Source organism: Pseudescherichia sp. (assembly GCF_032052675.1).
Taxonomy (GTDB): Bacteria; Pseudomonadota; Gammaproteobacteria; order Enterobacterales; family Enterobacteriaceae; genus Pseudescherichia.
The window spans coordinates 146855-171315 of the sequence record NZ_DAMBWA010000005.1 but is presented as its reverse complement, the minus strand read 5'-3'; the positions used below and the strand labels follow the sequence as shown (position 1 = coordinate 171315).

27 protein-coding genes and 1 other annotated feature are annotated in these 24461 nt (G+C 54.2%); of the genes, 8 read left to right on the top strand and 19 right to left on the bottom strand.

The features are described 5' to 3' along the window. Positions 1 to 20: 20 nt before the first annotated feature. The 14 genes from RTX96_RS09290 to fumD form a co-directional block, all read right to left on the bottom strand. A complete protein-coding gene (locus RTX96_RS09290) occupies positions 21 to 731 on the bottom strand; it encodes an EAL domain-containing protein (RefSeq protein WP_312670786.1) in 711 nt (236 codons plus the stop codon). A gap of 204 nt (positions 732 to 935) precedes the next feature. After that, positions 936 to 1400 carry a C40 family peptidase gene (locus RTX96_RS09285; RefSeq protein ID WP_103821102.1) on the bottom strand — a complete coding sequence of 155 codons (465 nt, stop codon included), beginning with the start codon at positions 1398 to 1400 and terminating at the stop codon, positions 936 to 938. A gap of 77 nt (positions 1401 to 1477) precedes the next feature. Further along, on the bottom strand, positions 1478 to 2215 hold the full coding sequence (btuD, locus tag RTX96_RS09280; RefSeq protein WP_181016655.1) for a vitamin B12 ABC transporter ATP-binding protein BtuD: 738 nt from the start codon (positions 2213 to 2215) through the stop codon (positions 1478 to 1480). A gap of 11 nt (positions 2216 to 2226) precedes the next feature. Continuing rightward, positions 2227 to 2778, bottom strand: coding sequence for a glutathione peroxidase (locus RTX96_RS09275; protein ID WP_103821104.1), 552 nt, complete (start codon positions 2776 to 2778; stop codon positions 2227 to 2229). Between the two features lie 136 nt (positions 2779 to 2914). Further along, on the bottom strand, positions 2915 to 3895 hold the full coding sequence (btuC, locus tag RTX96_RS09270) for a vitamin B12 ABC transporter permease BtuC (RefSeq protein ID WP_312670785.1): 981 nt from the start codon (positions 3893 to 3895) through the stop codon (positions 2915 to 2917). A 100-nt stretch (positions 3896 to 3995) separates the two neighbouring features. Continuing rightward, entirely contained in the window at positions 3996 to 4295 is a 300-nt protein-coding gene (gene ihfA, locus RTX96_RS09265) for an integration host factor subunit alpha (protein WP_006820203.1), read from the bottom strand. A 4-nt stretch (positions 4296 to 4299) separates the two neighbouring features. Next, positions 4300 to 6687: a phenylalanine--tRNA ligase subunit beta gene (pheT, locus tag RTX96_RS09260; RefSeq protein WP_103821106.1), complete on the bottom strand. Its 2388-nt coding sequence runs from the start codon at positions 6685 to 6687 to the stop codon at positions 4300 to 4302. A 15-nt stretch (positions 6688 to 6702) separates the two neighbouring features. Next, the gene (gene pheS / locus RTX96_RS09255) at positions 6703 to 7686 is read right to left on the bottom strand and encodes a phenylalanine--tRNA ligase subunit alpha (protein ID WP_312269661.1); all 984 of its coding nucleotides are present in this window, start codon (positions 7684 to 7686) and stop codon (positions 6703 to 6705) included. 63 nt (positions 7687 to 7749) lie between these two features. Next, positions 7750 to 7873 (bottom strand) — a sequence feature (Phe leader region). Then, a complete protein-coding gene (gene pheM, locus RTX96_RS09250; RefSeq protein ID WP_001386830.1) occupies positions 7824 to 7868 on the bottom strand; it encodes a pheST operon leader peptide PheM in 45 nt (14 codons plus the stop codon). Its footprint overlaps the feature before it by 45 nt. A gap of 117 nt (positions 7874 to 7990) precedes the next feature. Then, on the bottom strand, positions 7991 to 8347 hold the full coding sequence (rplT, locus tag RTX96_RS09245; RefSeq protein ID WP_007374646.1) for a 50S ribosomal protein L20: 357 nt from the start codon (positions 8345 to 8347) through the stop codon (positions 7991 to 7993). A gap of 47 nt (positions 8348 to 8394) precedes the next feature. Continuing rightward, positions 8395 to 8592, bottom strand: a complete 198-nt coding sequence (rpmI, locus tag RTX96_RS09240; protein WP_001124225.1) for a 50S ribosomal protein L35 — start codon at positions 8590 to 8592, stop codon at positions 8395 to 8397. Between the two features lie 93 nt (positions 8593 to 8685). After that, complete coding sequence (infC, locus tag RTX96_RS09235) at positions 8686 to 9228, bottom strand: translation initiation factor IF-3 (RefSeq protein WP_039058207.1); 543 nt, start codon at positions 9226 to 9228, stop codon at positions 8686 to 8688. 3 nt (positions 9229 to 9231) lie between these two features. Further along, positions 9232 to 11160, bottom strand: a complete 1929-nt coding sequence (gene thrS, locus RTX96_RS09230; RefSeq protein ID WP_103821109.1) for a threonine--tRNA ligase — start codon at positions 11158 to 11160, stop codon at positions 9232 to 9234. 649 nt (positions 11161 to 11809) lie between these two features. Continuing rightward, positions 11810 to 12031 (bottom strand): fumarate hydratase FumD, encoded by a 222-nt coding sequence (gene fumD, locus RTX96_RS09225; protein ID WP_312670784.1) that lies wholly within the window; start codon positions 12029 to 12031, stop codon positions 11810 to 11812. Between the two features lie 207 nt (positions 12032 to 12238). Between fumD and RTX96_RS09220 the strand changes: the two genes are divergently transcribed. Then, the gene (locus RTX96_RS09220; protein ID WP_312670783.1) at positions 12239 to 13690 is read left to right on the top strand and encodes a flagellin; all 1452 of its coding nucleotides are present in this window, start codon (positions 12239 to 12241) and stop codon (positions 13688 to 13690) included. A 164-nt stretch (positions 13691 to 13854) separates the two neighbouring features. On the opposite strand, the gene RTX96_RS09215 is transcribed toward RTX96_RS09220, so the two are convergent. Continuing rightward, the gene (locus RTX96_RS09215; protein WP_103821112.1) at positions 13855 to 14088 is read right to left on the bottom strand and encodes a hypothetical protein; all 234 of its coding nucleotides are present in this window, start codon (positions 14086 to 14088) and stop codon (positions 13855 to 13857) included. A gap of 262 nt (positions 14089 to 14350) precedes the next feature. Further along, a complete protein-coding gene (locus RTX96_RS09210) occupies positions 14351 to 15109 on the bottom strand; it encodes a YdiY family protein (RefSeq protein ID WP_103821113.1) in 759 nt (252 codons plus the stop codon). 291 nt (positions 15110 to 15400) lie between these two features. On the opposite strand from RTX96_RS09210, the gene pfkB reads away from it, so the two are divergent. The 3 genes from pfkB (at position 15401) to RTX96_RS09195 (ending at position 17648) form a co-directional block, all read left to right on the top strand. Beyond that, positions 15401 to 16333 (top strand): 6-phosphofructokinase II, encoded by a 933-nt coding sequence (gene pfkB, locus RTX96_RS09205; RefSeq protein WP_312670782.1) that lies wholly within the window; start codon positions 15401 to 15403, stop codon positions 16331 to 16333. A 57-nt stretch (positions 16334 to 16390) separates the two neighbouring features. Beyond that, entirely contained in the window at positions 16391 to 16684 is a 294-nt protein-coding gene (ghoS, locus tag RTX96_RS09200) for a type V toxin-antitoxin system endoribonuclease antitoxin GhoS (RefSeq protein ID WP_103821115.1), read from the top strand. Positions 16685 to 16787: 103 nt separating this feature from the next. Next, on the top strand, positions 16788 to 17648 hold the full coding sequence (locus tag RTX96_RS09195) for a fructosamine kinase family protein (protein ID WP_103821116.1): 861 nt from the start codon (positions 16788 to 16790) through the stop codon (positions 17646 to 17648). Between the two features lie 26 nt (positions 17649 to 17674). Here the strand turns inward: RTX96_RS09195 and RTX96_RS09190 are convergent, their stop codons facing one another. Continuing rightward, positions 17675 to 18211, bottom strand: coding sequence for a YniB family protein (locus tag RTX96_RS09190; protein WP_103821117.1), 537 nt, complete (start codon positions 18209 to 18211; stop codon positions 17675 to 17677). A gap of 148 nt (positions 18212 to 18359) precedes the next feature. On the opposite strand from RTX96_RS09190, the gene hxpB reads away from it, so the two are divergent. From hxpB to RTX96_RS09175, 3 genes are all read left to right on the top strand, one after another. Then, positions 18360 to 19028: a hexitol phosphatase HxpB gene (gene hxpB / locus RTX96_RS09185; RefSeq protein WP_312670781.1), complete on the top strand. Its 669-nt coding sequence runs from the start codon at positions 18360 to 18362 to the stop codon at positions 19026 to 19028. Positions 19029 to 19151: 123 nt separating this feature from the next. Beyond that, positions 19152 to 19742 carry a metal-dependent hydrolase gene (locus tag RTX96_RS09180; RefSeq protein WP_103821257.1) on the top strand — a complete coding sequence of 197 codons (591 nt, stop codon included), beginning with the start codon at positions 19152 to 19154 and terminating at the stop codon, positions 19740 to 19742. A 135-nt stretch (positions 19743 to 19877) separates the two neighbouring features. Further along, positions 19878 to 21269, top strand: coding sequence for an L-cystine transporter (locus RTX96_RS09175; protein ID WP_103821119.1), 1392 nt, complete (start codon positions 19878 to 19880; stop codon positions 21267 to 21269). A gap of 52 nt (positions 21270 to 21321) precedes the next feature. On the opposite strand, the gene cedA is transcribed toward RTX96_RS09175, so the two are convergent. Then, complete coding sequence (cedA, locus tag RTX96_RS09170) at positions 21322 to 21588, bottom strand: cell division activator CedA (RefSeq protein ID WP_268109324.1); 267 nt, start codon at positions 21586 to 21588, stop codon at positions 21322 to 21324. A 125-nt stretch (positions 21589 to 21713) separates the two neighbouring features. On the opposite strand from cedA, the gene katE reads away from it, so the two are divergent. Then, positions 21714 to 23972: a catalase HPII gene (gene katE / locus RTX96_RS09165; protein WP_312670780.1), complete on the top strand. Its 2259-nt coding sequence runs from the start codon at positions 21714 to 21716 to the stop codon at positions 23970 to 23972. Positions 23973 to 24037: 65 nt separating this feature from the next. Here the strand turns inward: katE and osmE are convergent, their stop codons facing one another. Next, positions 24038 to 24379 carry an osmotically-inducible lipoprotein OsmE gene (osmE, locus tag RTX96_RS09160; protein ID WP_103821122.1) on the bottom strand — a complete coding sequence of 114 codons (342 nt, stop codon included), beginning with the start codon at positions 24377 to 24379 and terminating at the stop codon, positions 24038 to 24040. Positions 24380 to 24461: the final 82 nt, after the last annotated feature.

The following is a 24461-nucleotide window of genomic DNA, read 5'->3' as shown; positions in this document are numbered from 1 at the left end:
ACAGGCAGAGTGCGCGGGTATCACTTTACCAGTTGGGTAACCTGCTCCGGGGGGACTGGCGGCCACAGGCGTCCCTGCATCGCGCTAAAGGAAAACGGCGCTACTCTTTTCAGCGTCTGCTCGCTGTCTATGCCCGCAATCATCATTGAGCGGCAGTAGGGTTCCACCTGGTTGATGATAGCCTGCATAAAAGGCTGAAAAGAGGGTGATTTGAGACGCTGATAAACAAAATTTTTATCCAGCATAACGCGGGAAAAAAGCCCATCAAATACGGCTCGGGTAGAGGCCCCTCCCGCGCCAAAATTAGCCAACACAAGAGGATATCTGCTGCCTAATTGGGAGAGCGAAGTATTCTCACCCTCATCATTAACGTTCAGATAATTCTCATTAATCATAAACTCAATAAAAGGGAAACGATTAACAGAAGCCGCTAAATCATCATCCTGCAACAGCCGATCGACAATTGTCGGAGTGATATTAATCCATGCGGTAATCTGATGTTGAATAAAGAAGAGCTGACATACGCTTAACAGATGTAACTGCTCAATAAATAGCATTTCAGTCTGCTGCGGGGCCAGGTAAGGCAAAATCAGCTCTGCAGGCGTCTGCTCTTCACGATTTACGCCTACAAAGTTAACGACGATCTCCAGTCCCTGCAATTTTCCGTCGGCATTACGTGCCGGATTGAACAGCAGCTCTGAGCGCCAGGTTTTATCGAGTGATATAATCATTATCCCTATACCTAATCCAGAATTGAATAAGACTATCCTTAGCCAGTATTAAAGATTATCCTGGGAAATGGATAAACGCCAGCAGACAAAACCGGATTAATACAATAGTTGATAACTATTAGTGGACTCATTAATAAGTATTATTTAATAAAAAGCGGAGCCTAATCGCTCCGCTTTTTATTAACACTTTACCCACCAGACTGGTTAAATTCGGCGCGCCTGCCAAAACTTTTTCCGCCAGTAGACGTTATCAAGCGAGGACTTCATCACCCCCCGACTGGTGGATGCGTGGATGAACTGGTTATCGGTATCGTAGATCCCAACGTGCAGGCCGCTTTCTCCCGATCCGGTTTTAAAGAAAACAAGATCCCCGGGTAACAGATCGTCTTTATCAATCTCGGTACCGATTTTTGCCTGCTGACGCGTTTCCCGGGGCAGGCGCAGATCAAACCGGTCCCGGAATGTCATCAGTACAAAACCGGAACAATCGATGCCGCGTCGGCTCATGCCGCCGTAACGATACGGTGTCCCCCGCCAGTGGCTAAGCTGATCGTTAAGATTGGCGATCACGGTGATAGAGTCTGCCAGCCGTGGATTTGGCGGTGGAGCCCGGTGGTGGCTGCATCCTGCTAAAAAAAGCACGGCGGCGAAAAGAAACCATAGGCGCATGCGGGGCGGATCCTCTGCTTTATTATTTTTCCAGTAATTTAGCGTGGCGGGAAAGCGCCGCGCAATATGCTCTGTGTTTACAGCGTAGAAATAAGTACGCTATGTCCCTCTACGTCAAGGCGACGAAAAGGCATACCGTAGGCCTGGGCTAGCCTTGCCGGCGTCAGCACGCTATCGCGTGGACCGCTGGCAATCAGCTTGCCGTTACGCAGCAGCCAGGCCTGCTGGGCATGGCGCAGGGTATGGTTCAGATCGTGGCTGCTCATTACTACCGTAATACCCGCCCGATAGAGGGCGCTAAGCAGACGATCCAGCGCCGCCTGCTGGGCAACGTCAAGGCCGTTCATCGGTTCATCCAGCAACAGCAGCTGTCCCTCAGGATTACCCGCCGGATGAATCTGCAGAATTACCGCCGCCAGACGTACCCGCTGCCACTCCCCGCCCGACAGCTGGTTCGCGGTACGCCCAAGCTTATCATCTAGCCCTAGCGCACCGGCAACATCATGCAGTAACTCCGTGTGGCTGCGATCGGGCTGGTGCAGCGTCAAATAGTGCCAGACCGGCATGGCAAAGGGTGGGGTTTGCTGCTGGGTAAGGTAAGCGCGACGCCGGGCCAGCGCGGTGGCGTGCCAGGCATCGAGCGGCGTACCGCTGAGCGTGATGCTCCCCGGCCCGCTCGCCAGCCCCGCCATCCGTACCAGCAGAGTACTTTTTCCAGCCCCGTTTGGCCCCACCAGATGCAGGATCTCACCGGCATTGACCGTGGCCGTAACTGGCCCCAGCCTGCCGGATTCCGCTACATCCTGTAGCGTCATTAACGCGTTCACTATTTTGCTAATGCCAGCTTGATGGCTTCCATCACAATCGGATCTTCCGGCGTCATGTCCGGCGCAAAGCGCTGAACGACCTGCCCGTCACGGCCAATTAAGAATTTCTCAAAGTTCCACAGAATATCGTCAGGATAGAGCGGCGCACGGCCTTTGCTGGCCAGGCGCTCGTAAAAGCCGCTCTTCTCCGGCGCAACGGCGGTTGGCGCGGCGGCGATCAGCTTCTGATAGAGCGGATGACGGTTCTCACCGTTGACGTCAATTTTGCTGAACATCGGGAAGGTAACGCCATAGGTTGTGCTGCAGAAGGTTTTAATCTCCTCTTCGCTGCCCGGCTCCTGGCCTAAAAACTGGTTGCAGGGGAAGCCGAGCACCACAAAACCCTCTTTCGCCCAGGCCTTCTGAATGTTTTCAAGCTGCTCATACTGTGCCGTCAGGCCGCATTTTGACGCCACGTTGACCACCAGCAGCACCTTGCCCTGGTAATCTGCCAGCGTGGTCTTCTCGCCATCAATCGTCGTCACTTCAGTGTTCAGAATATCGTGTTGCATAGCATCCCCTTGGTTATCAAACGCGCCACCGGTTTTCTCTCCGGCCTTTAATAATAGACAATAAGACGACGTGCATTCATCCGCAATTTTATACTAAAAGTTTCTTCGCGAGAGGGAGTTAAGTGCGGTGGCGCGATTACCTTGCCGCCTTCAGCAGTAGCCAGATAAACACCGGGGCGCCTAGCGTTGCGGTAACGACGCCGATGGGTAGCTCCGCCGCGTTGAGCGCCTGGCGGGCGATAACATCAGCAAACAGCAGCGCCGTCGCTCCTGCCAGTGCGCAGCCAGGAAGCAGCACGCGGTGATCGGTCAGGCCACACAGGCGCAGAATGTGGGGGATCACCAGGCCGATAAATCCGATCGACCCGGCCAGCGCCACGCTGACCCCCACCATCCAACCGGTGGCAACCACCAGTATGTTGCGCCAGAACCACAGAGGAAGGCCCAGCTGGCGGGCGGAGGTCTCCCCCAGCGCCAGCATATTAAGCGGCTGCGACTGCAGGCAGACCCACGCCATTACCGGCAGCAGGGCCAGCATCAGCCACCCCTGCTGCCAGTCAACGCCGCCGAAACCGCCCATCATCCAGTACATCAGTTGGCGAAGATCGAACGAAGTTGAGAAGTAGATAGCCCACGTCATCAGCGCGCTACAAATAATGCCCAGCGCGACGCCCGCCAGCAGCAGGCGGCTGATAGAGAGGTGACGGCGAGCGAAGTGTAGCAGGATCAGCGTAATAATCAGCGCGCCGGCAATCGCGCACAGCCCGAGCGCCCAGACAGGCAGCGCCCCCTGCCCCAGCATCACGGCGGCAATCAGGCCTACGCCTGCGCCGTTCGAGACGCCAAGCAGGCCCGGCTCCGCCAGCGGATTTTCAAACAGCGCCTGCATCAGGGTGCCGCACAGCGCCAGCGCCGCCCCGACCAGCACGACCGCGAGGGTGCGGGGAAGACGGATCTGCCAGACAAAAAGCTGACCGCGAGGGCTCAGCCACTCATTGGGCGCAATCCATTGATCGCCTGCACAGAGGCTGACCACAATAGCAAGCAGCAGAAGCAGTGAGAGTCCGCCAAGCCAGCGGGCGTGGCGTCGGGTCTGAAGGTGGGCAAGAGCGAGCATAGGATCCATCCTGCTGAACGTCGTGGGAGTGATTTTAAGATGCAGAGCGGCCAGTGAAAAGAAAAAAGGCCGCACAGGCGGCCTTTTTGGTTAGTTCAGATTACTCTGCTTTGGGCGAAGCGTTTTCGACACGGCTTTTCAATTTCTGACCGGGTCTGAAGGTCACCACGCGCCGGGCTGTAATGGGAATATCCTCGCCCGTTTTCGGGTTACGTCCCGGGCGTTGATTCTTATCACGCAGATCAAAGTTACCAAAACCGGAGAGTTTTACCTGCTCACCATTTTCCAGAGCGCGACGGATCTCTTCGAAAAATAGCTCTACCAGCTCTTTGGCATCCCGTTTGCTAAGCCCGAGCTTATCAAACAGATATTCTGACATTTCAGCTTTTGTAAGCGCCATAGGTTCAATCCCTCAATGATGCCTGGAATCGCTCTTTCAATGCCTCTACACATCTGGCAACGGTAGCGGCAATCTCCTCTTCTTCGAGTGTACGGCCGGTATCCTGAAGGATCAGGGTGATAGCGAGGCTCTTATAGCCCTCCGCTACGCCCTTGCCGCGGTACACATCAAACAAGTTTACGCCAACTACCTGATTTACGCCAACTTTCTTACACTCAGCCAAAACATCTGCTGCGGGTACGTTTTCTGCGACCACAACCGCGATATCACGACGGTTTGCCGGGAAGCGTGAGACCTCCCGCGCCTGTGAAATTACGCGGTCTGCAATGGCGTTCCACTCGATCTCAAACACCAGCGTCCGGCCGTTCAGATCCAGTTTACGTTCCAGCTCAGGATGCACAACCCCAATAAAACCAATACGTTCGCCTTTCAGATAAATCGCGGCGGACTGGCCTGGGTGCAGCGCCGGGTTGGCTTCCGCTTTAAACTGAATGTCAGCCAGTTTACCGGTGAGATCGAGAACGGATTCCAGATCGCCTTTTAAATCATAGAAATCGACGGTCTCTTTTGCCAGGTTCCAGTGCTCTTCATAGCGACTTCCGGTAATAACTCCGGCCAGCATCACATCCTGACGGATGCCGAGATTCGCCTGCGTATCAGGCACAAAGCGCAGCCCGGTTTCAAAGATGCGGACGCGGCTCTGCTGACGGTTCTGGTTATAGACCACCGTACCCAGTAGACCGGTCCACAGCGACAGGCGCATGGCTGACATTTCGCTGGAGATCGGGCTAGGCAGGATCAGCGCTTCTTCGCCCGGATGGATCAGCTGCTGCAGTTTCGGATCCACGAAGCTGTAGGTGATCACCTCCTGGTAGCCTTTGTCGATGAGCATGGTCTTCACGCGCTTCATCGACAGATCCGCTTCGCGGTGGCTGCCCATGATCAGACCCGCCTGCACCGGCTCATCAGGAATGCTATTGTAGCCGTAGACACGCGCTACCTCTTCTACCAGATCCTCTTCGATCTCCATATCGAAACGCCAGCTCGGCGCAACTGCCTGCCACTCGTCCTGGCCTTCGGTCACCTCACAGCCCAGACGGCGGAGAATGTCGCCTACCTGCTCGTCGGCAATGTGGTGGCCAATCAGGCGATCCAGTTTGCTGCGGCGCAGGGTGATGGTTGCGCGCTTCGGCAGCGCTGCTTCGTGGGTCACATCGATAACCGGACCGGCTTCACCGCCGCAGATATCCAGCAGCAGGCGCGTTGCACGCTCCATCGCTTTATACTGCAGCGCTGGGTCAACGCCGCGCTCATAGCGGTGGGAGGCATCGGTGTGCAGGCCGTGACGGCGGGCGCGACCGGTAATTGAGAGCGGGCTGAAGAAGGCACACTCCAGCAGCACGTCCTGCGTTTCACCATTTACGCCAGAGTGCTCGCCACCGAAGATACCCCCCATCGCCAGGGCTTTGTTATGGTCGGCAATCACCAGGGTATCGGACTGCAATTTCGCTTCGCTGCCGTCGAGCAGGACCAGCGTCTCGTTCTCTTTCGCCATACGAACCACGATCCCGCCCTCAATGCGGCCGAGATCGAAGGCGTGCATCGGCTGACCCAGCTCCAGCAGAACGAAGTTAGTGACGTCTACCACCGCGTCGATAGAGCGGATGCCGCAGCGACGCAGCTTCTCACGCATCCACAGCGGGGTTGGCGCGGTGACGTCGATACCCTTGACTACGCGGCCCAGATAACGCGGACAGGCATCGGCGGCTTCAACGCTAATTGGCAGCGTATCGCTGATGGTTGCCGCAACCGGGGCGATCTCAGGCTCGGTCAGCGGCAGCTTGTTCAGCACGGCAACGTCGCGGGCCACGCCGATAACCCCTAAGCAGTCGGCCCGGTTCGGCGTCACGCTGATCTCGATGGTGTTATCATCGAGCTTCAGGTAGTCGCGAATATCGGTGCCGATCGGCGCATCCGCTGGCAGTTCGATAATGCCGCTGTGATCGTCGGAAATACCCAGCTCAGAGAAGGAGCAGAGCATCCCTTCGGACGGTTCGCCGCGCAGCTTGGCAGCTTTAATTTTGAAGTCGCCCGGCAGCACCGCGCCGATGGTCGCCACGGCTACTTTCAGCCCCTGACGGCAGTTTGGCGCACCACAGACGATATCGAGCAGGCGCTCGCCGCCGACGTTAATCTTAGTCACCCGCAGCTTGTCAGCGTTCGGATGCTGGCCGCACTCGACGACTTCGCCAACCACGACGCCGTTGAAGCTGCCGGCCACGGCGTCAACACCGTCCACTTCCAGGCCTGCCATCGTAATTTGATCGGAGAGCGCTTCGCTGTCGACCGCCGGGTTAACCCATTCACGTAACCACAGTTCACTGAATTTCATTATTTTTTCCTGCCTTTATTTAAACTGTTTAAGGAAACGCAAATCGTTTTCGAAGAACGCGCGTAAATCGGTAACGCCATAGCGCAGCATGGTCAGACGCTCCATCCCCATGCCGAACGCAAAGCCAGAGTAGACTTCAGGATCGATGCCCACGTTGCGCAGCACGTTCGGGTGCACCATACCGCAGCCCAGCACCTCCAGCCATTTGCCGTTTTTACCCATCACGTCTACCTCAGCGGAGGGTTCAGTGAACGGGAAGTAGGATGGACGGAAACGTACCTGCAGATCTTCCTCAAAGAAGTTGTTCAGGAAGTCGTGCAGGGTGCCCTTCAGATTAGTAAAGCTAATGTTTTTATCGACGATCAGCCCTTCCATCTGATGGAACATTGGCGTGTGGGTCTGATCGTAGTCGTTACGATAAACGCGGCCAGGGGCGATAATACGGATAGGTGGCTGCTGGTTCTCCATAGTACGGATCTGCACCCCGGAGGTCTGGGTACGCAGCAGACGGGTAGCGTCAAACCAGAAGGTGTCATGGTCTGCGCGCGCCGGGTGGTGGCCTGGAATATTCAGGGCATCAAAGTTATGGTAGTCATCTTCGATTTCCGGGCCGGTTGCTACGGTAAAGCCCAGCTCGCCAAAGAAGTTCTCGATACGGTCGATGGTGCGCGTAACCGGATGCAGACCGCCATTCTCGATGCGGCGGCCAGGCAGAGAGATATCGATGGTCTCCGCCGCCAGACGTGCGTTCAGCGCGGCGCTCTCCAGCGTCTCTTTGCGGGCGTTTAGCGCCTGCTGAACCTGCTCTTTGGCTTCGTTAATCACCGCACCGGCGGCTGGACGCTCTTCAGGCGGCAGCTCACGCAGGGTTGTCATCTGAAGGGTCAGCTGCCCTTTTTTGCCGAGATATTCGACGCGCACATTATCTAATGCGGCAATATCGGTAGCCTCGTTAATGGCTGCCGTGGCGCTGGCAACCAGCTCTGCGAGATGTGACATGGTTTTCCTCATTATGTCGGTGCAGACACCGTTATGGTGATCTCATATTTTTTAGATACAGGCATAAAAAAAGCCTCCCTGGGGAGGCTTTCCGGCGCTGTTTTTCGTTTCTTCTTTCACGCGCAAGCCCCCTGGGATCAGGTGCTAAAGTAAAAAAAGAAGCGGAAAATAGCAGCATTCATGCTTGCGTTACCTTGTGTGGTAAGGATAGTCGCCCTATTGAAAAGGGTTGACCGCAAATTGTCAACAAAATGACGGCATTGCAAATAAAAAGAGGGAGCCAGGCTCCCTCTCTCTAACTGGCTTAGGCCAGAGCTGCTTTCGCTTTTTCGACCAGGGCAGAGAATGCCACTTTGTCGAATACAGCGATGTCAGCCAGGATCTTACGGTCGATTTCAACAGAGGCTTTTTTCAGGCCGTTGATGAATTTGCTGTAAGAAATACCGTTCTGACGTGCTGCTGCGTTGATACGCGCAATCCACAGTTGACGGAACTGACGCTTTTTCTGACGACGGTCACGATAAGCGTACTGACCAGCTTTGATAACAGCCTGGAAGGCAACGCGGTATACGCGTGAACGCGCACCGTAGTAGCCTTTAGCTTGTTTCAAAATTTTCTTGTGACGTGCACGTGCAATTACACCACGTTTTACGCGAGCCATGATGCTCTCCTGTATCTATTCTTAAAAAAGGTTAAAAGGTAAACGACTTATGCGTACGGCAGGCACGCGATGACCAGGCCCAGATCGCCTTTAGAAACCATGGCTTTCGGACGCAGGTGACGTTTACGCTTGGTAGCTTTTTTGGTCAGAATATGACGCAGGTTAGCGTGCTTGTGCTTAAAACCACCTTTACCGGTTTTTTTAAAGCGCTTAGCAGCACCGCGTACGGTCTTAATCTTTGGCATTTTAATAATTTCCACTTCGCATTGTTAATAAACGAAACAAAGGCGAACCAGACCCGTGAGCTTGTGGCCCACAGGTATGATTACTTGATGGCCTTACTGTTTCTTCTTCGGAGCAAGCACCATAATCATCTGGCGGCCTTCGATCTTCGTTGGGAAGGATTCGACTACTGCCAGTTCATTCAGATCTTCTTTCACGCGGTTAAGCACTTCCATACCGATCTGTTGGTGGGCCATCTCACGACCGCGGAAACGCAGTGTGATCTTGGCCTTATCGCCCTCTTCGAGAAAGCGAATCAGGCTGCGGAGTTTTACCTGATAGTCGCCTTCATCTGTACCAGGACGGAACTTAATTTCCTTAACCTGGATAACTTTTTGCTTCTTCTTCTGTTCCTTAGAAGATTTGCTCTTTTCATAGAGGAACTTGCCGTAATCCATTATACGGCAAACGGGCGGCTCGGCGTTAGGGCTAATTTCAACTAAATCGACCCCGGCTTCTTCAGCTTTTTCCAGAGCCTCTCGCAGGCTCACAATGCCAAGCTGCTCGCCTTCCAGACCAGTTAAGCGAACTTCCGTGGCGCGAATCTCGCCATTAATACGATTGGGACGCGCCGTTTGAACTCGTTTTCCGCCTTTAATACCTTATTCCTCCAGTTGTTGAAGACTGCGGCTGCGAATCTCTTGTTGCAGCTTCTCGATAACATCATTTACGTCCAGGCTACCCAGGTCTTTACCGCGACGGGTACGCACGGCAACTTTGCCGGCCTCAACCTCTTTGTCACCACAAACCAGCATATAAGGGACACGACGTAAAGTGTGCTCGCGGATTTTAAAGCCAATCTTCTCGTTTCTCAAGTCCGCTTTTACACGAATGCCCGCATTTTGTAGTTTCTGCGTCAATTCGTTAACGTAATCAGCCTGAGAATCGGTGATGTTCATGACTACAACCTGCACTGGCGCAAGCCAGGTCGGGAAGAAGCCCGCAAACTCTTCGGTCAGGATGCCGATAAAGCGCTCCAGCGACCCAAGAATGGCGCGGTGGATCATAACTGGCACCTGGCGCTCGTTGTTTTCGCCCACGTAAGAGGCACTCAAACGAGACGGCAGAGAGAAGTCCAGCTGTACCGTACCGCACTGCCAAGCACGATCGAGGCAGTCATACAGGGTAAATTCAATTTTCGGACCGTAGAACGCGCCTTCACCCAGCTGATACTCAAACGGGATGTTGTTCTCTTCCAGCGCGACTGCTAAATCCGCCTCAGCACGATCCCACATCTCGTCGCTGCCGATACGCTTTTCCGGACGAGTGGAGAGCTTGACGACGATCTTCTCGAAGCCAAAGGTGCTGTACATATCGTAGACCATACGAATACAGGCGTTCACTTCATCACGCACCTGCTCTTCCGTACAGAAGATGTGGGCGTCATCCTGAGTGAACCCGCGCACGCGCATCAGGCCGTGCAACGCGCCCGACGGCTCGTTACGGTGGCAGCTACCAAACTCCGCCATACGTAATGGCAGGTCGCGGTAGGATTTTAGACCCTGATTGAAAATTTGCACGTGGCCTGGGCAGTTCATGGGCTTGATGCAGTACTCACGGTTCTCTGAGGAGGTGGTGAACATTGCATCTTTGTAGTTGTCCCAGTGGCCGGTTTTTTCCCACAGCACACGGTCCATCATGAACGGGCCTTTCACTTCCTGATACTGATACGCTTTCAGCTTAGAGCGAACAAAGGTCTCCAGCTCACGGAAGATAGTCCAGCCGTCATTGTGCCAGAAAACCATACCTGGCGCCTCTTCCTGCATGTGATACAGGTCGAGCTGTTTACCAATTTTACGGTGGTCGCGTTTTGCGGCCTCTTCCAGACGCTGCAGATAGGCGTTTAACGCTTTTTTATCTGCCCAAGCGGTACCGTAGATACGCTGCAGCATCTTATTATTGCTGTCGCCGCGCCAGTAGGCCCCTGCAATTTTCATCAGTTTGAAGTGATGGCAGAAGCGCATATTCGGCACATGCGGACCGCGGCACATGTCGATGTACTCTTCATGATGATACAGACCAGGCCTGTCATCATGCGCGATATTTTCATCAAGAATGGTGACTTTGTAGCTTTCGCCGCGCGCAGCAAAGGTTTCACGCGCTTCGTGCCAGCTGACCTTCTTCTTAATGACGTTGTAGTTAGTTTCGGCGAGCTCGTGCATACGCTTTTCGAGCGCGTCGATATCTTCCTGGGTCAGCGTATGGTCAAGATCGATATCGTAGTAGAAGCCGTTATCAATAACCGGACCGATGGCCATTTTAGCATGAGGCCACAGCTGTTTAATGGCATGACCTAACAGGTGCGCACAGGAGTGGCGGATAATTTCCAGGCCATCTTCATCTTTGGCGGTAATAATCGCCAGCTGCGCATCGTTTTCGATAAGATCGCTGGCATCGACCAGCTCGCCGTTAACGCGACCGGCAATGCAGGCTTTCGCCAGACCAGGGCCGATATCAAGGGCAACATCCATTGGGCTAACAGGGCGATCGAACTGGCGTTGGCTGCCGTCAGGAAGGGTAATTACAGGCATGTGAGATCCTCTATTTGCAGTGGTGACCCACACGAAAGGTCACATACAAAACTATTTTTCAAATTATTATCAACGACTTAAAGCAAGTTTTCGTCTTCACTCTGACAAATTTGTACAGAAATCACCCTGTACCCTGCTCGGCTGTTGATAAGCTCACCTCTGATACTACACGTCTAATCAGTGAGTTAAAAGGCTAGCGTTGCATTCTATTAACTATTGGGTCTGTGTGAGCTATTTTAAAGGGGAGCATCAGGCCGGTTGTAATAAATGTGTAAAATTAAAAACTGAAACGCATTATCAATAAAAGTAATAACGTTTATTAAATGTATAAATCTGCGCGTGGTAGAAATCTTGACAAAAAAAGCGCTATTTATCTGACGATATATCCCTCAAAAGCAAATAGACGTGTTAGGGTAAGTTTCCACTCAACGGACTGGAGGGGTTATCCCAAACCTCAAATTTCAGTGTCCCGTCTGCAATGGCTTTAGGTTTCAGTTTTCAGTGCACAACGCTGAGAAAAAGCTGCCACATGGCGCAGTTTGCGCGACCTGTGGGGAACGCCTTACCGCATCAATGTGCATTCCCACAAGCAAGCTGGTGAATAAAGTGACAGGTTAAATAAAGGCTTCGCAAGAGGCCTTTTCACTTTTCAACCTTTACCTTCTGGAACAAGCGCATTAATTACCGTCTCCATTGCCTGACGCGTTAACTCACCACGTTTAATTCGCTGGTTCGCCAGCGCTGTACGCAGCACGCCGGCAATCACAATATGCTTCGGCTCCTGACCTAAATCACGCATCTCCAGCACAACCTTACCCACTACGCGGCACATCTCATCATACAGCTCGCTCTCTTTTGCCTGGTTACCCATTGTGCCCTCTTTTCGTTTGTCTCTGAATTTAAAGGCATAGCACACCGAAAAACCCTGCTAACGTCAAGCGATCCGGCGCACTATCCCGATAAATAGGCGACTGCATGCCCGACGCTACCGTTTTTCGTAGGGCCTATTTTTTAAAGTTAAGCCAAATTTTGCCGATGATATAACCTACATTGGGCAAACAGCATCGCGACACAACACATGCAATCGATAAATCATAACGCTATTGCAGGCCTCAGTCTCAAAGCCCGGTCGGGAACCTCATCGATTCTTCAGCAATCGATCGAAAGGCTCGCGTCCGGACTGCGGATTAATGGTGCAAAGGATGATGCCGCAGGTCTCGCTATTGCCAATCGGATGGGCGCAAACATAAATGCTGACACGGTGGTTTCCCGCGGGCTGGATGATGCCATCAGCCTGGCGCAAACCGCAGAGAGCAGCCTCGGTTCGATAAGCTCAATGCTTATTCGGGCTAAGGGTCTTGCTATCCAGTCGGTGAACGACTCGCTCTCAGAGAGCGATCGCGCCAGTATTCAAAATGAATTCGCCTCTCTTCTCGCCGGGATCGACAGTATTTCTGAAGGGACGGAGATCTTTGGCCTTTACCCGCTGGCTACTGAAAATCCCGAGCTGCCGCCAGCGCTACTCGGCAATGTCGCTCCGGTAAATACCAAATTCCCGGTGGCGAACAAGGATTACTCCTTTAGCTCAGGCATCATTCCGCTGGCCTATATTCCGGCCGGTTCCACCAATATTGCCATTACCATCAATTCCCTTGGCGCGGATGATGATATTCAGCTCTTTACCCGCGACGGTAAACATCTGGCAGGCACGCCGATTAACGTCAGCGATCCGGATTACACCTGGGTGAGCAATAATATCACTGACGCCGCCAGCGCAGATACGCGCTTGCTTTCGCAAGCTAACGGTTTCCAGAGTGGCGCCACGTATGATGACTCCATGCTGATCGAAGGCGGCGCGGCCTGGGATATCAACGGCAGCGATTCACTAAGCTATAACGGTATGAACATCACCTATAGTGGGGACGGTGACCGCTATGAGGACAGTACTTCCGGTGGCTTTAACGACGGTAATAACGGTACGAATCTGCTGGAACGGGTGACGATTGATAATGTCACTGAGGATTTGATCGTGGTCGTGGTAGGTAATGGTTCATTTACCAGTAAGCTGACCTGGGGAAATCTGGAGGCACCTACTGCCCAGCCGACCGCGCCACCGAAGAAGAGTATCCCTTATCAGGTAGTCACCAGCGCCAACTTTGGCGATCAAATCGAGACAACGACGCTGGAAACGACCCCGGCTGATACCAAAACGCTGGGTATCAATGACGCTCGGCTGGATACCGTCCAGTCGGCTCGCTCGGCGATGGGTTCGCTCGACAGGGCATTGGCAAAGGTTGACGGTTATCGCTCGCAGTACGGCGCTGCCATTAACCGCTTTGAGTCCAGCAAATCGGTCCTGGCGCAGCAGAAAATTGCGACGCAGTCCGCGCAGAGCCGGATCCAGGATGCTGATTATGCTTTAGAAACCAGCAAAATGCTTAAAGCGCAAATTTTGCAAGAGAGTCAAAACGCAGTGCTGAAAATAGCAAATCAGGCTCCCCAGAATTTACTCGCATTATTGCGCGGGTAGCGGGTTTGCTTTCAGAATTATCTGCAGCAGTAAAAAGAGTGTAATTAGAAAACTTTACATAGCATCACATACTATAAAAAAACCGGGACAGCACGCTCCGGTTTTTTACTTAGTCAGGCAGCGACATGAATGAGAAATAACAGGGTTTGTTAAAGGTTACCAAATTAATACCATTCACCGGCTACCAGCGTATGCACGTCGAAAGCATCATCGGTAGAACGTCCCGTATTCTGCGAGCCGGGCTGAATATTCGAACCCGCTTCAATGTCTGCGGCGTTGAACGTAGCGCTTGGGTAGGTAGTTTGACTGGCAGTGTTATAGCTTGGCTGAGCCGCGAATGCGCCAAATGAGAGTGCGGAAAGCACCGTGGCGGCGGCGAGTGTTTTGATTGTTTTCATAATGTTTCTTCTCTATTTGAATTAATACATTACTGCGGAGGCTATTTTTTTGCCTGTGGGTAAAGTGTAGATCTAGATCACACTTTTGCCTAGTCAGTTTATTTATCAAAAAGTGTCAAATAAATTGAATGTGTTGCAGCAGATGAAATTAAGGAGAGAAAAAGGAGAAACACTTTTCTGAGGGAAATAAAACGTAGTTGCAGGGTTAAATAGCACGAAAAGATAATTTCGAAGCGGGCCGGAATAACCGGCCCAAAATCAATTACATTTTATAGCCCAGCGAAACGACGGTACGACGATCGGTGTGCTCCGGTGCCGATGCCGGCGGCTCCGAGTTCCACGTTACGTTGTAGGCCACCTTCAGGCCGAAGTGTTCGTTAATCGCCACGTTAAGTGCGGTCTCGGAGTTGACGGTAGTATCGTCTGCGCCAAATACCGATACGCCCTGAGTGAATTTGGCGTTGTCGGTAAACTGCCAGGTGTACGCACCGGAGGCATAGCCCAGCGGCTGGGTTTCGCTGTCGCCGTCGGTGTACTCGTCGTAACGGACACCTGGACCGAATTCAAAACGCAGGCTATGTACCGGACCATTGAGGAACTGACGACCATAACCGGCTGTGAGGATATCACGCTGACGATAGCCGTTGTAGCGATCGGTGAGCCAGCTTGCCTGGCCAAAAACGTAGTCAACGTCGGTCACGTTATAACGCGCACGACCGCCCACTGCATATTTTTCTGAAGAGCGCTCATCGTTAGAAGAGGTATTGCTGGCGTTTCCCCAGAGTGACCATGCGGTCGTGTTGCCGTACCAGGTCAGCGTTGAGTCAGCGGTCAGGGAGGAACTTTTCGTGTTACCTGACTGGTTCAGGTAGCCCGCATTCACATTACCTTCGAAGGGTTTCTGTGCTGAGGAGGGATCGTCCATGACAGTAAAAACGGTATCATCTGCGGCAGCATTCATTGACGCAAGCACGCCTCCCGCCAGGATAACTACAGCGGGTACTGTCTTCAAAAGCTTCATTTATAAAGAGTCCGTACAGCAAAAAAAAGAGGACCTACGGTCCTGGAAACTTCCTTCAGGATCAATGTTTAGCAATCTGAAGAAAGGTAACAAATTATAAAAAGGCTCAAATAACATAGCAATGTATTCTTATTTCGTTTTTTGAATAAGAGGCCTCCCAAACCCCTAATAAACGTATAATGCCCTCCCCTGACGCTTATGCGTATTTATTCGTAAAATCATGCTGTTATTTACTTTCCCTTCCCGCAATTCAGTGCCAGGCTTAGGGCAACCACGCGAAAGGAGATGAAAATGACAGCAGTCTATACTCTGACTCTGGCCCCGTCGCTGGACAGCGCGACGTTGACCCCCCAGATCTATCCCGAAGGCAAGCTACGCTGCACCACGCCAGTTTTTGAACCCGGCGGCGGTGGAATTAACGTGGCTAGGGCCATCGTGCACCTTGGCGGACGCGTCACGGCCATCTTCCCTGCCGGTGGCGCAACGGGAGAACATCTTACCGCCCTGCTGGCCGATGAGAAGGTCACGACTATTCAGGTCGCCACGCATGACTGGACGCGGCAGAACCTGCACGTACACGTTGAATCCAGCGGCGAGCAGTACCGCTTTGTGATGCCGGGTGCCGCGCTGAGCGACGACGAATTCCGCCAGCTGGAAGAGCAGGTGCTCACAATAGAGAGCGGTTCACTGCTGGTGATCAGTGGCAGCCTACCGCCGGGCGTCAGGGTAGAAAAAATGAGCCAGCTGATTAAGGCTGCGCAGGACAACGGCATCCGCTGCATCGTTGACAGTTCCGGTGAGGCGCTGGCCGCTGCCCTGGAGATTGGCGGCATCGAGCTGGTGAAGCCGAACCAAAAAGAGCTGGCCGCGCTGGTCGGCCGGGACCTCACTCAGCCAGACGACGTCCGCAAGGCCGCCCAGGAGTTGGTCAACAGCGGCAAGGCAAAGCGTGTGGTGGTCTCCCTCGGTCCGCAGGGCGCGCTGGGCGTAGATGAACAGCAGTGTGTCCAGGTGGTTCCTCCTCCGGTAAAAAGCCAGAGTACGGTGGGCGCAGGTGACAGCATGGTAGGGGCAATGACGCTCAAGCTCGCAGAGAAGGCCTCGCTGGAGGATATGGTGCGCTTTGGCGTTGCTGCTGGCAGCGCGGCGACGATCAACCACGGGACACGCCTCTGCGCTCAGGAAGATACCCAAAAAATATATGATTATCTGTGCCGGAAATGATAATCGCCTATCAAAAAAGTGTTGCATTAACAATGTGTAATGACAAAGAGGTGACCTATGGCCAGTGGGGATATCACTCGCTACGTAATAACGGTAAAGTTTCACGAGCATAGCTTGGCTGAAATCAACGAACTTAATAACACCTTCACGCTTGCCGGGTATCTACTCACCCTGAGCGATGACGACGGCAAGGTCCATGAGCTGGGAACCAATACGTTTGGCCTGGTGAGTCCGCTGAGTGAAGAGGAGATTAAGGCGCATGCGCTGGCGCTCGCAGAGAGCGCGCTTGATCGGCAGCCCGATATTGACGTTACGACCTGGGAGAACTGGCTGACGGCACAGCAGCAATAAGTGCCATCGCGCTTGCCTGACCTCCAGGCTGTGCGCAAAATCGTATTTTACGCTGCGTTAGCGCGCTAACCTTTAATCTGGCAGATTGCAGGGGAGAGAGAGCATGTGGCAAGCCGTTAGTCGTCTATTAAGCGAGCAGCTGGGTGAAGGTGAAATCGAGCTGCGCAATGAACTGCCGGGTGGAGAGATCCATGCCGCATGGCATATCCGCTTCGGTGGTCGCGATCTGTTTGTGAAGTGTGATGAACGCGAAATGCTGCCTATCTTCACTGCTGAGGCAGATCAGCTTGAGCTTCTGGCACGCAGCCGTACGGTCAGCGTCCCGGAGGTGGCGGCAGTCGGCAGCGATCGCGACTACAGTTTTTTAGTCATGGAGTATCTCCCTCCCCGCCCGCTGGACGCGCATAACGCTTTTTTGCTCGGCCAGCAGCTGGCGCGACTGCACCAGTGGAGTGAGCAGCCGCAGTTTGGCCTCGACTTCGATAACGATCTCTCTACCACCCCGCAGCCAAATGCCTGGCAGCGTCGCTGGTCAACCTTTTTTGCCGAGCAGCGTATCGGCTGGCAGCTTGAGCTGGCTGCGGAAAAGGGGCTGGCGTTTGGCAATATTGATGCCATTGTCGAGCATATCCAGCAGCGCCTCGCCTCCCACCAGCCGCAGCCTTCTTTACTGCATGGCGATCTCTGGTCAAACAACTGCGCGCTTGGCCCGCACGGCCCCTACATTTTTGATCCGGCCTGCTACTGGGGCGACAGAGAGTGCGATCTGGCGATGCTGCCGCTCCATCCGGAGCAGCCGCCGCAGATCTATGATGGCTATCAGGCGGTGTTGCCGCTGCCGAACGGCTTTCTTGAGCGCCAGCCGGTCTATCAGCTCTATACGCTGTTTAACCGGGCGATCCTCTTTGGTGGGCAGCACCTGGTAACGGCCCAGCAGTCGCTGGACAGGATCCTGGCCGCTTAGTCAGCGCGGCCAGGCTTGTGTTGCGGCTACATAAACCCGAGCAGGGTAAAGAAGAAGTAGCCGGCAACGATGACAATCACGGGCAGCACATAGAGCGGGAAAATTTGCAGGAAGATGGTGTGACGGGGAACGACAATGCGCGACTCGATCTGCTCGCGGGTTAATCCGTCCGTCCCTTTCGCTTGCTCAAGGATGAGCTGATCCTCTACCCCCTCGCGCAGAAAACGGGTCTGGCGGCTCATGCGTGCCCCGGAGGCCTGCAGCGCCAATCCGATAAAAATCAGGGCGAAAATGATCCAAAAACCGATATTCAGCTTCTGGTGAAAATCAGGCGTTGGCGAGTTATACCAGAAGAAGTTAAGAAACGGCGTATTAAAACGCATCATCTCAATCATGACATGGGCGAAATCCAGCATGACGGCGTTAATCCCCGGCTGCTTTTCGCTGTGATCGTACATAAATTTAAATACGGAAATCAGGGTGGATACCACCGCCGGGATAAAAATCACCCATCCCAGAACGCGCTTGAGCACGGCAATGCGTCCAGCTTGTTGATACGTCATGAATTCCCCTTGTTTAAGACGTTCCATTTGCGGGTTAAGTCTACCTTCAGAACAGGATTTTCGCCCGACTTTAAAAGCGTTATCCTCTGGTAACAGCCATAATGATCGTTCATCTGTCTATTTATTCCACTCACAAGGAGAGGTTGTTATGTCAACCCCGCGTCAGATCCTCGCCGCTATTTTTGATATGGATGGCCTGCTTATCGACTCCGAGCCGCTTTGGGACCGGGCCGAGCTGGAGGTGATATCCAGCCTCGGTGTCGATGTCTCTCGTCGCCATGAGATGCCCGATACGCTGGGCCTACGTATCGATATGGTGGTCGATCTCTGGTATGCCATGCAGCCCTGGAGCGGGCCAGGAAAACAGGAAGTGACTGACCGAATCATTCAGCGGACCCTCTCATTGGTCGAAGAGAGACGTCCGCTGCTGCCCGGCGTGCGCGAGGCGCTGGCGCTGTGTAAAGCCGAAGGGCTCAAAATTGGTCTGGCCTCGGCCTCGCCGCTCTATATGCTGGAGAAAGTGCTGTCGCTTTTCGAGTTGAGCGACTATTTCGATGCTCTGGCTTCAGCACAGACGCTGCCCTACAGTAAACCTCACCCGCAGGTCTATCTCGACTGCGCGGCAAAGCTTGGCGTTGATCCTCTCACCTGCGTAGCGCTTGAGGACTCGGTTAACGGCATGATTGCGGCTAAAGCGGCTCGCATGCGCGCCATCGTGGTGCCCGCGGAGGAGAACCGTCAGGACCCGCGCTATGCGCTGGCCAACGTCAAACTTGAGTCGCTCGCCCAGCTCGCTGGGCAAGATCTGCGCGGATAGCATGCATTTTGTCCCGTTAATGTAAAAAAAGTAAAACGGTGACAAAGTGTTACACCGTCACCTCTTCCGCCTACTGTACAAAAACCCTATACTGTATACTTCGACAGTTAAGTGAGTATGATCATGACGGCGGAAGGACACCTCCTTTTTTCCATTGCCTGCGCGGTGTTTGCCAAAAACGCCGAGCTTACTCCTGTGCTCGCGCAAGGGGACTGGTGGCATGTCGTTCCCTCAGCCATTGTTACCTGCCTGCTTCCGGATATCGATCATCCGAAATCGTTTCTTGGCCAGCGTCTGAAGTGGATCTCGAAACCGATCGCCCGGGCCTTTGGCCATCGGGGGTTTACCCATAGCCTGCTGGCGGTGTTTATCGCCGTAACGCTCTTCTATCTTAAAGTTCCCGATAGCTGGTTTATCCCTGCCGATGTCCTACAGGGCATGGTGCTGGGTTACCTGAGCCATATTCTGGCCGATATGCTGACGCCCGCCGGTGTGCCGCTGCTGTGGCCCTGCCGCTGGCGTTTCCGCCTGCCTATTCTCACGCCGCAGCGTGGTAACCAACTTGAGCGCGTACTTTGCATGGTGCTCTTTACCTACGCTGTATGGATGCCTCAGGGCGTGCCCGATAACAGTGCAGTGCGCTGGTCTTCACAGGTGATCAATACCCTGCAAGGTGAGTTCAATCGGTTTATTAACCAGCAATCCGGTCATTAAGTCGGCTAATTTGCACGTTTACTTATAACCCATTCCATTTGGATATAAGACCTAAATCACACTTCTGCTAACCTTGGCGGCAACAGGGCGGCGTGCAACGCGTCGCCTGATAAAAAACCGTTCAGGAGATCTGAAATGAATTTCCCATTAATTGCGAACATCGTGGTGTTCGTAGCATTGCTATTTCTGCTGGCACAGACGCGCCATAAGCAGTGGAGTCTGGCAAAGAAAGTGCTGGTCGGTCTGGCGATTGGTGTGGTGTTTGGCCTGGCGTTACAGGCCATCTATGGCGCAGAGAGCCAGGTGCTGAAAGATTCGATCCAGTGGTTTAACGTGGTGGGCAACGGCTATGTTCAGCTGCTGCAGATGATCGTCATGCCGCTGGTGTTCGCCTCTATTCTGAGCGCGGTAGCCCGCCTGCATAATGCCTCGCAGCTGGGTAAAATCAGCGTCTTAACTATCGGCACGCTGCTGTTTACGACGCTGATTTCAGCGCTGGTCGGGGTCCTGGTGACGAACCTGTTTGGCCTTACCGCCGAAGGGCTGGTGCAGGGTACGGCAGAGACCGCGCGCCTGAACGCCATTCAGAGCAACTACGCGGGCAAGGTCGCCGATCTGAGCGTGCCGCAGCTGCTGCTCTCCTTCGTTCCGAAAAATCCGTTTGCCGATCTGACCGGAGCGAATCCGACCTCCATCATCAGCGTGGTGATCTTCGCTGCCTTCCTCGGCGTAGCCGCACTGAAGCTACTGAAAGATGATGCGCCGAAGGGGCAGCGCGTGCTGACCGCTATCGATACCCTGCAGAGCTGGGTGATGAAGCTGGTACGTCTGGTGATGCAGCTGACGCCGTATGGCGTGCTGGCGCTGATGACCAAGGTCGTGGCAGGCTCTAACCTGCAGGACATCATCAAGCTCGGCAGCTTTGTTATTGCCTCCTACCTGGGTCTGGGGATCATGTTTGTGGTTCACGGTATTCTGCTGGCGGTAAATGGCGTTAGCCCGCTGAAATTCTTCCGTAAAGTGTGGCCGGTGCTGACCTTTGCTTTCACCAGCCGCTCCAGCGCCGCCTCTATTCCACTGAACGTGGAAGCGCAGACTCGTCGCCTGGGCGTGCCGGAGTCTATCGCCAGCTTCTCAGCCTCCTTTGGTGCTACTATCGGCCAGAACGGCTGTGCCGGTCTCTACCCGGCGATGCTGGCGGTGATGGTCGCGCCGACGGTAGGGATTAACCCGCTGGATCCGCTGTGGATCGCGACTCTGGTGGGTATGGTCACCATCAGCTCGGCTGGCGTAGCGGGCGTGGGCGGCGGGGCTACCTTCGCGGCGCTGATTGTTCTGCCTGCGATGGGCCTGCCGGTTACCCTGGTGGCGCTGCTGATCTCCGTCGAGCCGCTGATCGATATGGGCCGTACCGCGCTGAACGTTAACGGCTCCATGACCGCCGGAACGCTCACCAGCCAGTGGCTGAAGCAGACCGATAAAGAGGTATTAAATAGCGAAGAGAGTGCCGAACTGGCGCATCGCTAAAATCCATGTTCCCGGCGGCAGACGCTGCCGGGCATTTCGTTTTGGGGCAATGCTACGCCTCGTCAATCTCCCCTTCCTGACGCATCTGCTCTGCCCAGCGCTGGGCCGCCTCGGGCATGCTAAACGCCGGTGAACGGCGAAAACGCTCTCCCATCAGCACAAACGCCACGTACTTGCCGCGCAGCAGCCAGACATCACGAAACCCCTCCATTTTATTGGCGTGATCGGGCGGCGCAGGCTCCACGCGGGGTACATAGCTGATAACAGGACGATTCTGTTGACGAAAAGGTTTCATAAGCGCGGGTTCACTAAAACAGATTGCAGATACAGGCAGCCACTATGATAGCCGATTTCACGGTAAAAACACGGGGTTGCTCTATAGTTATAAGGCTTTTGACGTTACATCGGCCACCCTTTCAGCAATGAAAACAGGAGACGAGCACAATGTCGCATAATGAGAAAAACCCACACGGCCATCGTTCACCGGTACACGATCCCAGCGAATCCCAGCCAGGCCTTGACTCCCTGGCGCCCGAAGATAACTCCCACCGCCCCGATCCTCGCCCTACCCCTCCAGGCGAGCAGCCCACTGCCCCAGGCAGCTTAAAGGCTCCCGATACGCATAATGAAAAGCTCACCGCACTGGAGACCTTTCGCAAAGGCAGCGAAGACTTTCCCCTGACCACTAACCAGGGGGTACGCATCAGCGACGATCAAAACTCCTTACGCGCGGGCAATCGCGGTCCGACGCTGCTGGAGGATTTTATCCTGCGGGAGAAGATCACTCACTTTGACCACGAGCGTATTCCAGAGCGTATTGTTCACGCCCGCGGCTCGGCGGCGCACGGCTATTTTCAGCCCTACAGGAGCCTCAAGGATATTACCAAAGCGGATTTCCTCAGCGATCCCGAGAAGATGACCCCGGTATTTGTCCGCTTCTCTACCGTACAGGGCGGCGCTGGCTCAGCGGATACCGTGCGTGATATTCGCGGCTTCGCCACAAAGTTCTATACCGAAGAGGGTATCTTCGATCTGGTCGGCAACAATACGCCGGTCTTTTTTATCCAGGACGCGCATAAGTTTCCCGATTTCGTCCACGCGGTGAAGCCGGAGCCGCACTGGGCCATCCCGCAGGGACAGAGCGCCCATGATACCTTCTGGGACTACGTCTCTTTGCAGCCGGAGACGCTGCACAATGTGATGTGGGCCATGTCGGACCGCGGTATTCCCCGCAGCTACCGCACAATGGAAGGCTTTGGTATCCATACGTTCCGCCTGGTTAACGCCGAAGGCAAAGGGACATTTGTTCGCTTCCACTGGAAGCCGGTGGCGGGTAAAGCTTCGCTGGTGTGGGATGAGTCGCAGAAGCTCACCGGGCGCGACCCCGATTTTCATCGCCGCGATCTGTGGGAGGCCATTGAGGCCGGCGACTTCCCCGAGTATGAGCTGGGGCTACAGCTGATCCCGGAAGAGGATGAGTTCAAGTTTGATTTTGACCTGCTCGACCCGACCAAGCTGATCCCCGAGGCGCTGGTGCCCGTTGAGCGAGTGGGCAAAATGGTGCTGAATCGCAATCCGGATAACTTCTTTGCGGAAAACGAGCAGGCCGCGTTTCACCCAGGCCATATCGTTCCCGGTCTGGATTTCACCAACGATCCGCTGCTGCAGGGGCGCCTTTTCTCCTATACCGACACGCAGATCAGCCGCCTCGGCGGGCCAAACTTCCACGAAATTCCCATTAATCGCCCCACCTGCCCGTACCACAATTTCCAGCGCGACGGCATGCACCGCATGGATATCGATACCAACCCGGCGAACTACGAGCCGAACTCGATCAACGATAACTGGCCGCGAGAAACGCCTCCCGGACCAAAACGCGGCGGCTTTGAGTCTTATCAAGAGCGGATCGAGGGCAACAAGATCCGCGAGCGCAGCCCGTCGTTTGGTGAATACTACGCTCATCCGCGTCTCTTCTGGCAAAGCCAAACCCCGCACGAGCAGCAGCATATTATTGATGCCTTTAGCTTTGAGCTGAGCAAAGTGGTACGCGGATACATTCGCGAGCGGGTCGTCGATCAGCTGGCCTGCATTGATACTATGCTGGCGCTGTCGGTAGCAAAAAATCTGGGTATCTCCCTGACGGATGAGCAGCTCAACGTCTCCCCACCTAAAGAGGTTAACGGGGTAGCAAGCGATCCGTCGCTTAGCCTTTACGCCCAGCCGGATGCCAGCGTTAAGGGCCGAGTGGTTGCCATTTTGCTTAACGATAAGGTGGTTGCCAGCGAACTGTTGACTATTTTGCAGGGGCTGCGGGCGAAAGGCGTACACGCCAAACTGCTCTACTCGCGAATGGGGGAAGTAACAGCCGACGATGGTTCAAGCCTGTCGGTGGCGGGCACCTTTGCCGGATCGCCTTCGGTGACCGTCGATGCGGTTATCGTTCCCGGCGGTGACGTAAGCAATTTGCTGAACAACGGCGACGCGGCCTACTACCTGCTGGAGGCCTATAAGCACCTGAAGGTGATTGCGCTGGCAGGCGATGCGCGGCAGTTTAAGCAGACGCTGAAAGTAGATGCACAGAGCGAGGCAGGCATTATCGAAGCAGATGATGCGTCCGGCACCTTTGTCGATGATTTCCTGGCCCAGCTGGCGGGACACCGCGTCTGGTCCCGGGCAAGTAAAATCAGCGCCATCCCGGCCTGATGGACTTCACGCCATAAAAAAACCGGCGCTTACGCCGGTTTTTTCGTGCTCAGGCTAAAATAGCATTACTGTTTCGGGGCCTGCGGGTCGGTATCGTACTCCGCACAGGTCTGGTAGCCCGAATTCAGAACGTGGCCGGTATCGTCCAGCGCCACAAAGTAGGTTTCAGTTTTACCATCGCGCTGACCCAGGATATAGGTCTGGCAGGTACCACGGGCGTGGATCATCGTCACTTCTGAGGACGGCTTACCTGCAATCTGCATAACCTGCGCACGGGTCATGCCTTTTTTAACGTCTTTAACTACCGGCGTGGTGACCTGATCTTTAGTACGATCGTAAGCTGTACACCCTGCCAGCATCGCCATAACTGCTGCTGCACCCATAATTCCTGCGAGTTTCATATTCATAATCCTTCCTCTTGTTATCCGCTGTTGTATCAGCGCGTTATCTAAGCCTGGAATATAAAATAACTTTTTTCAACCCGTCGTT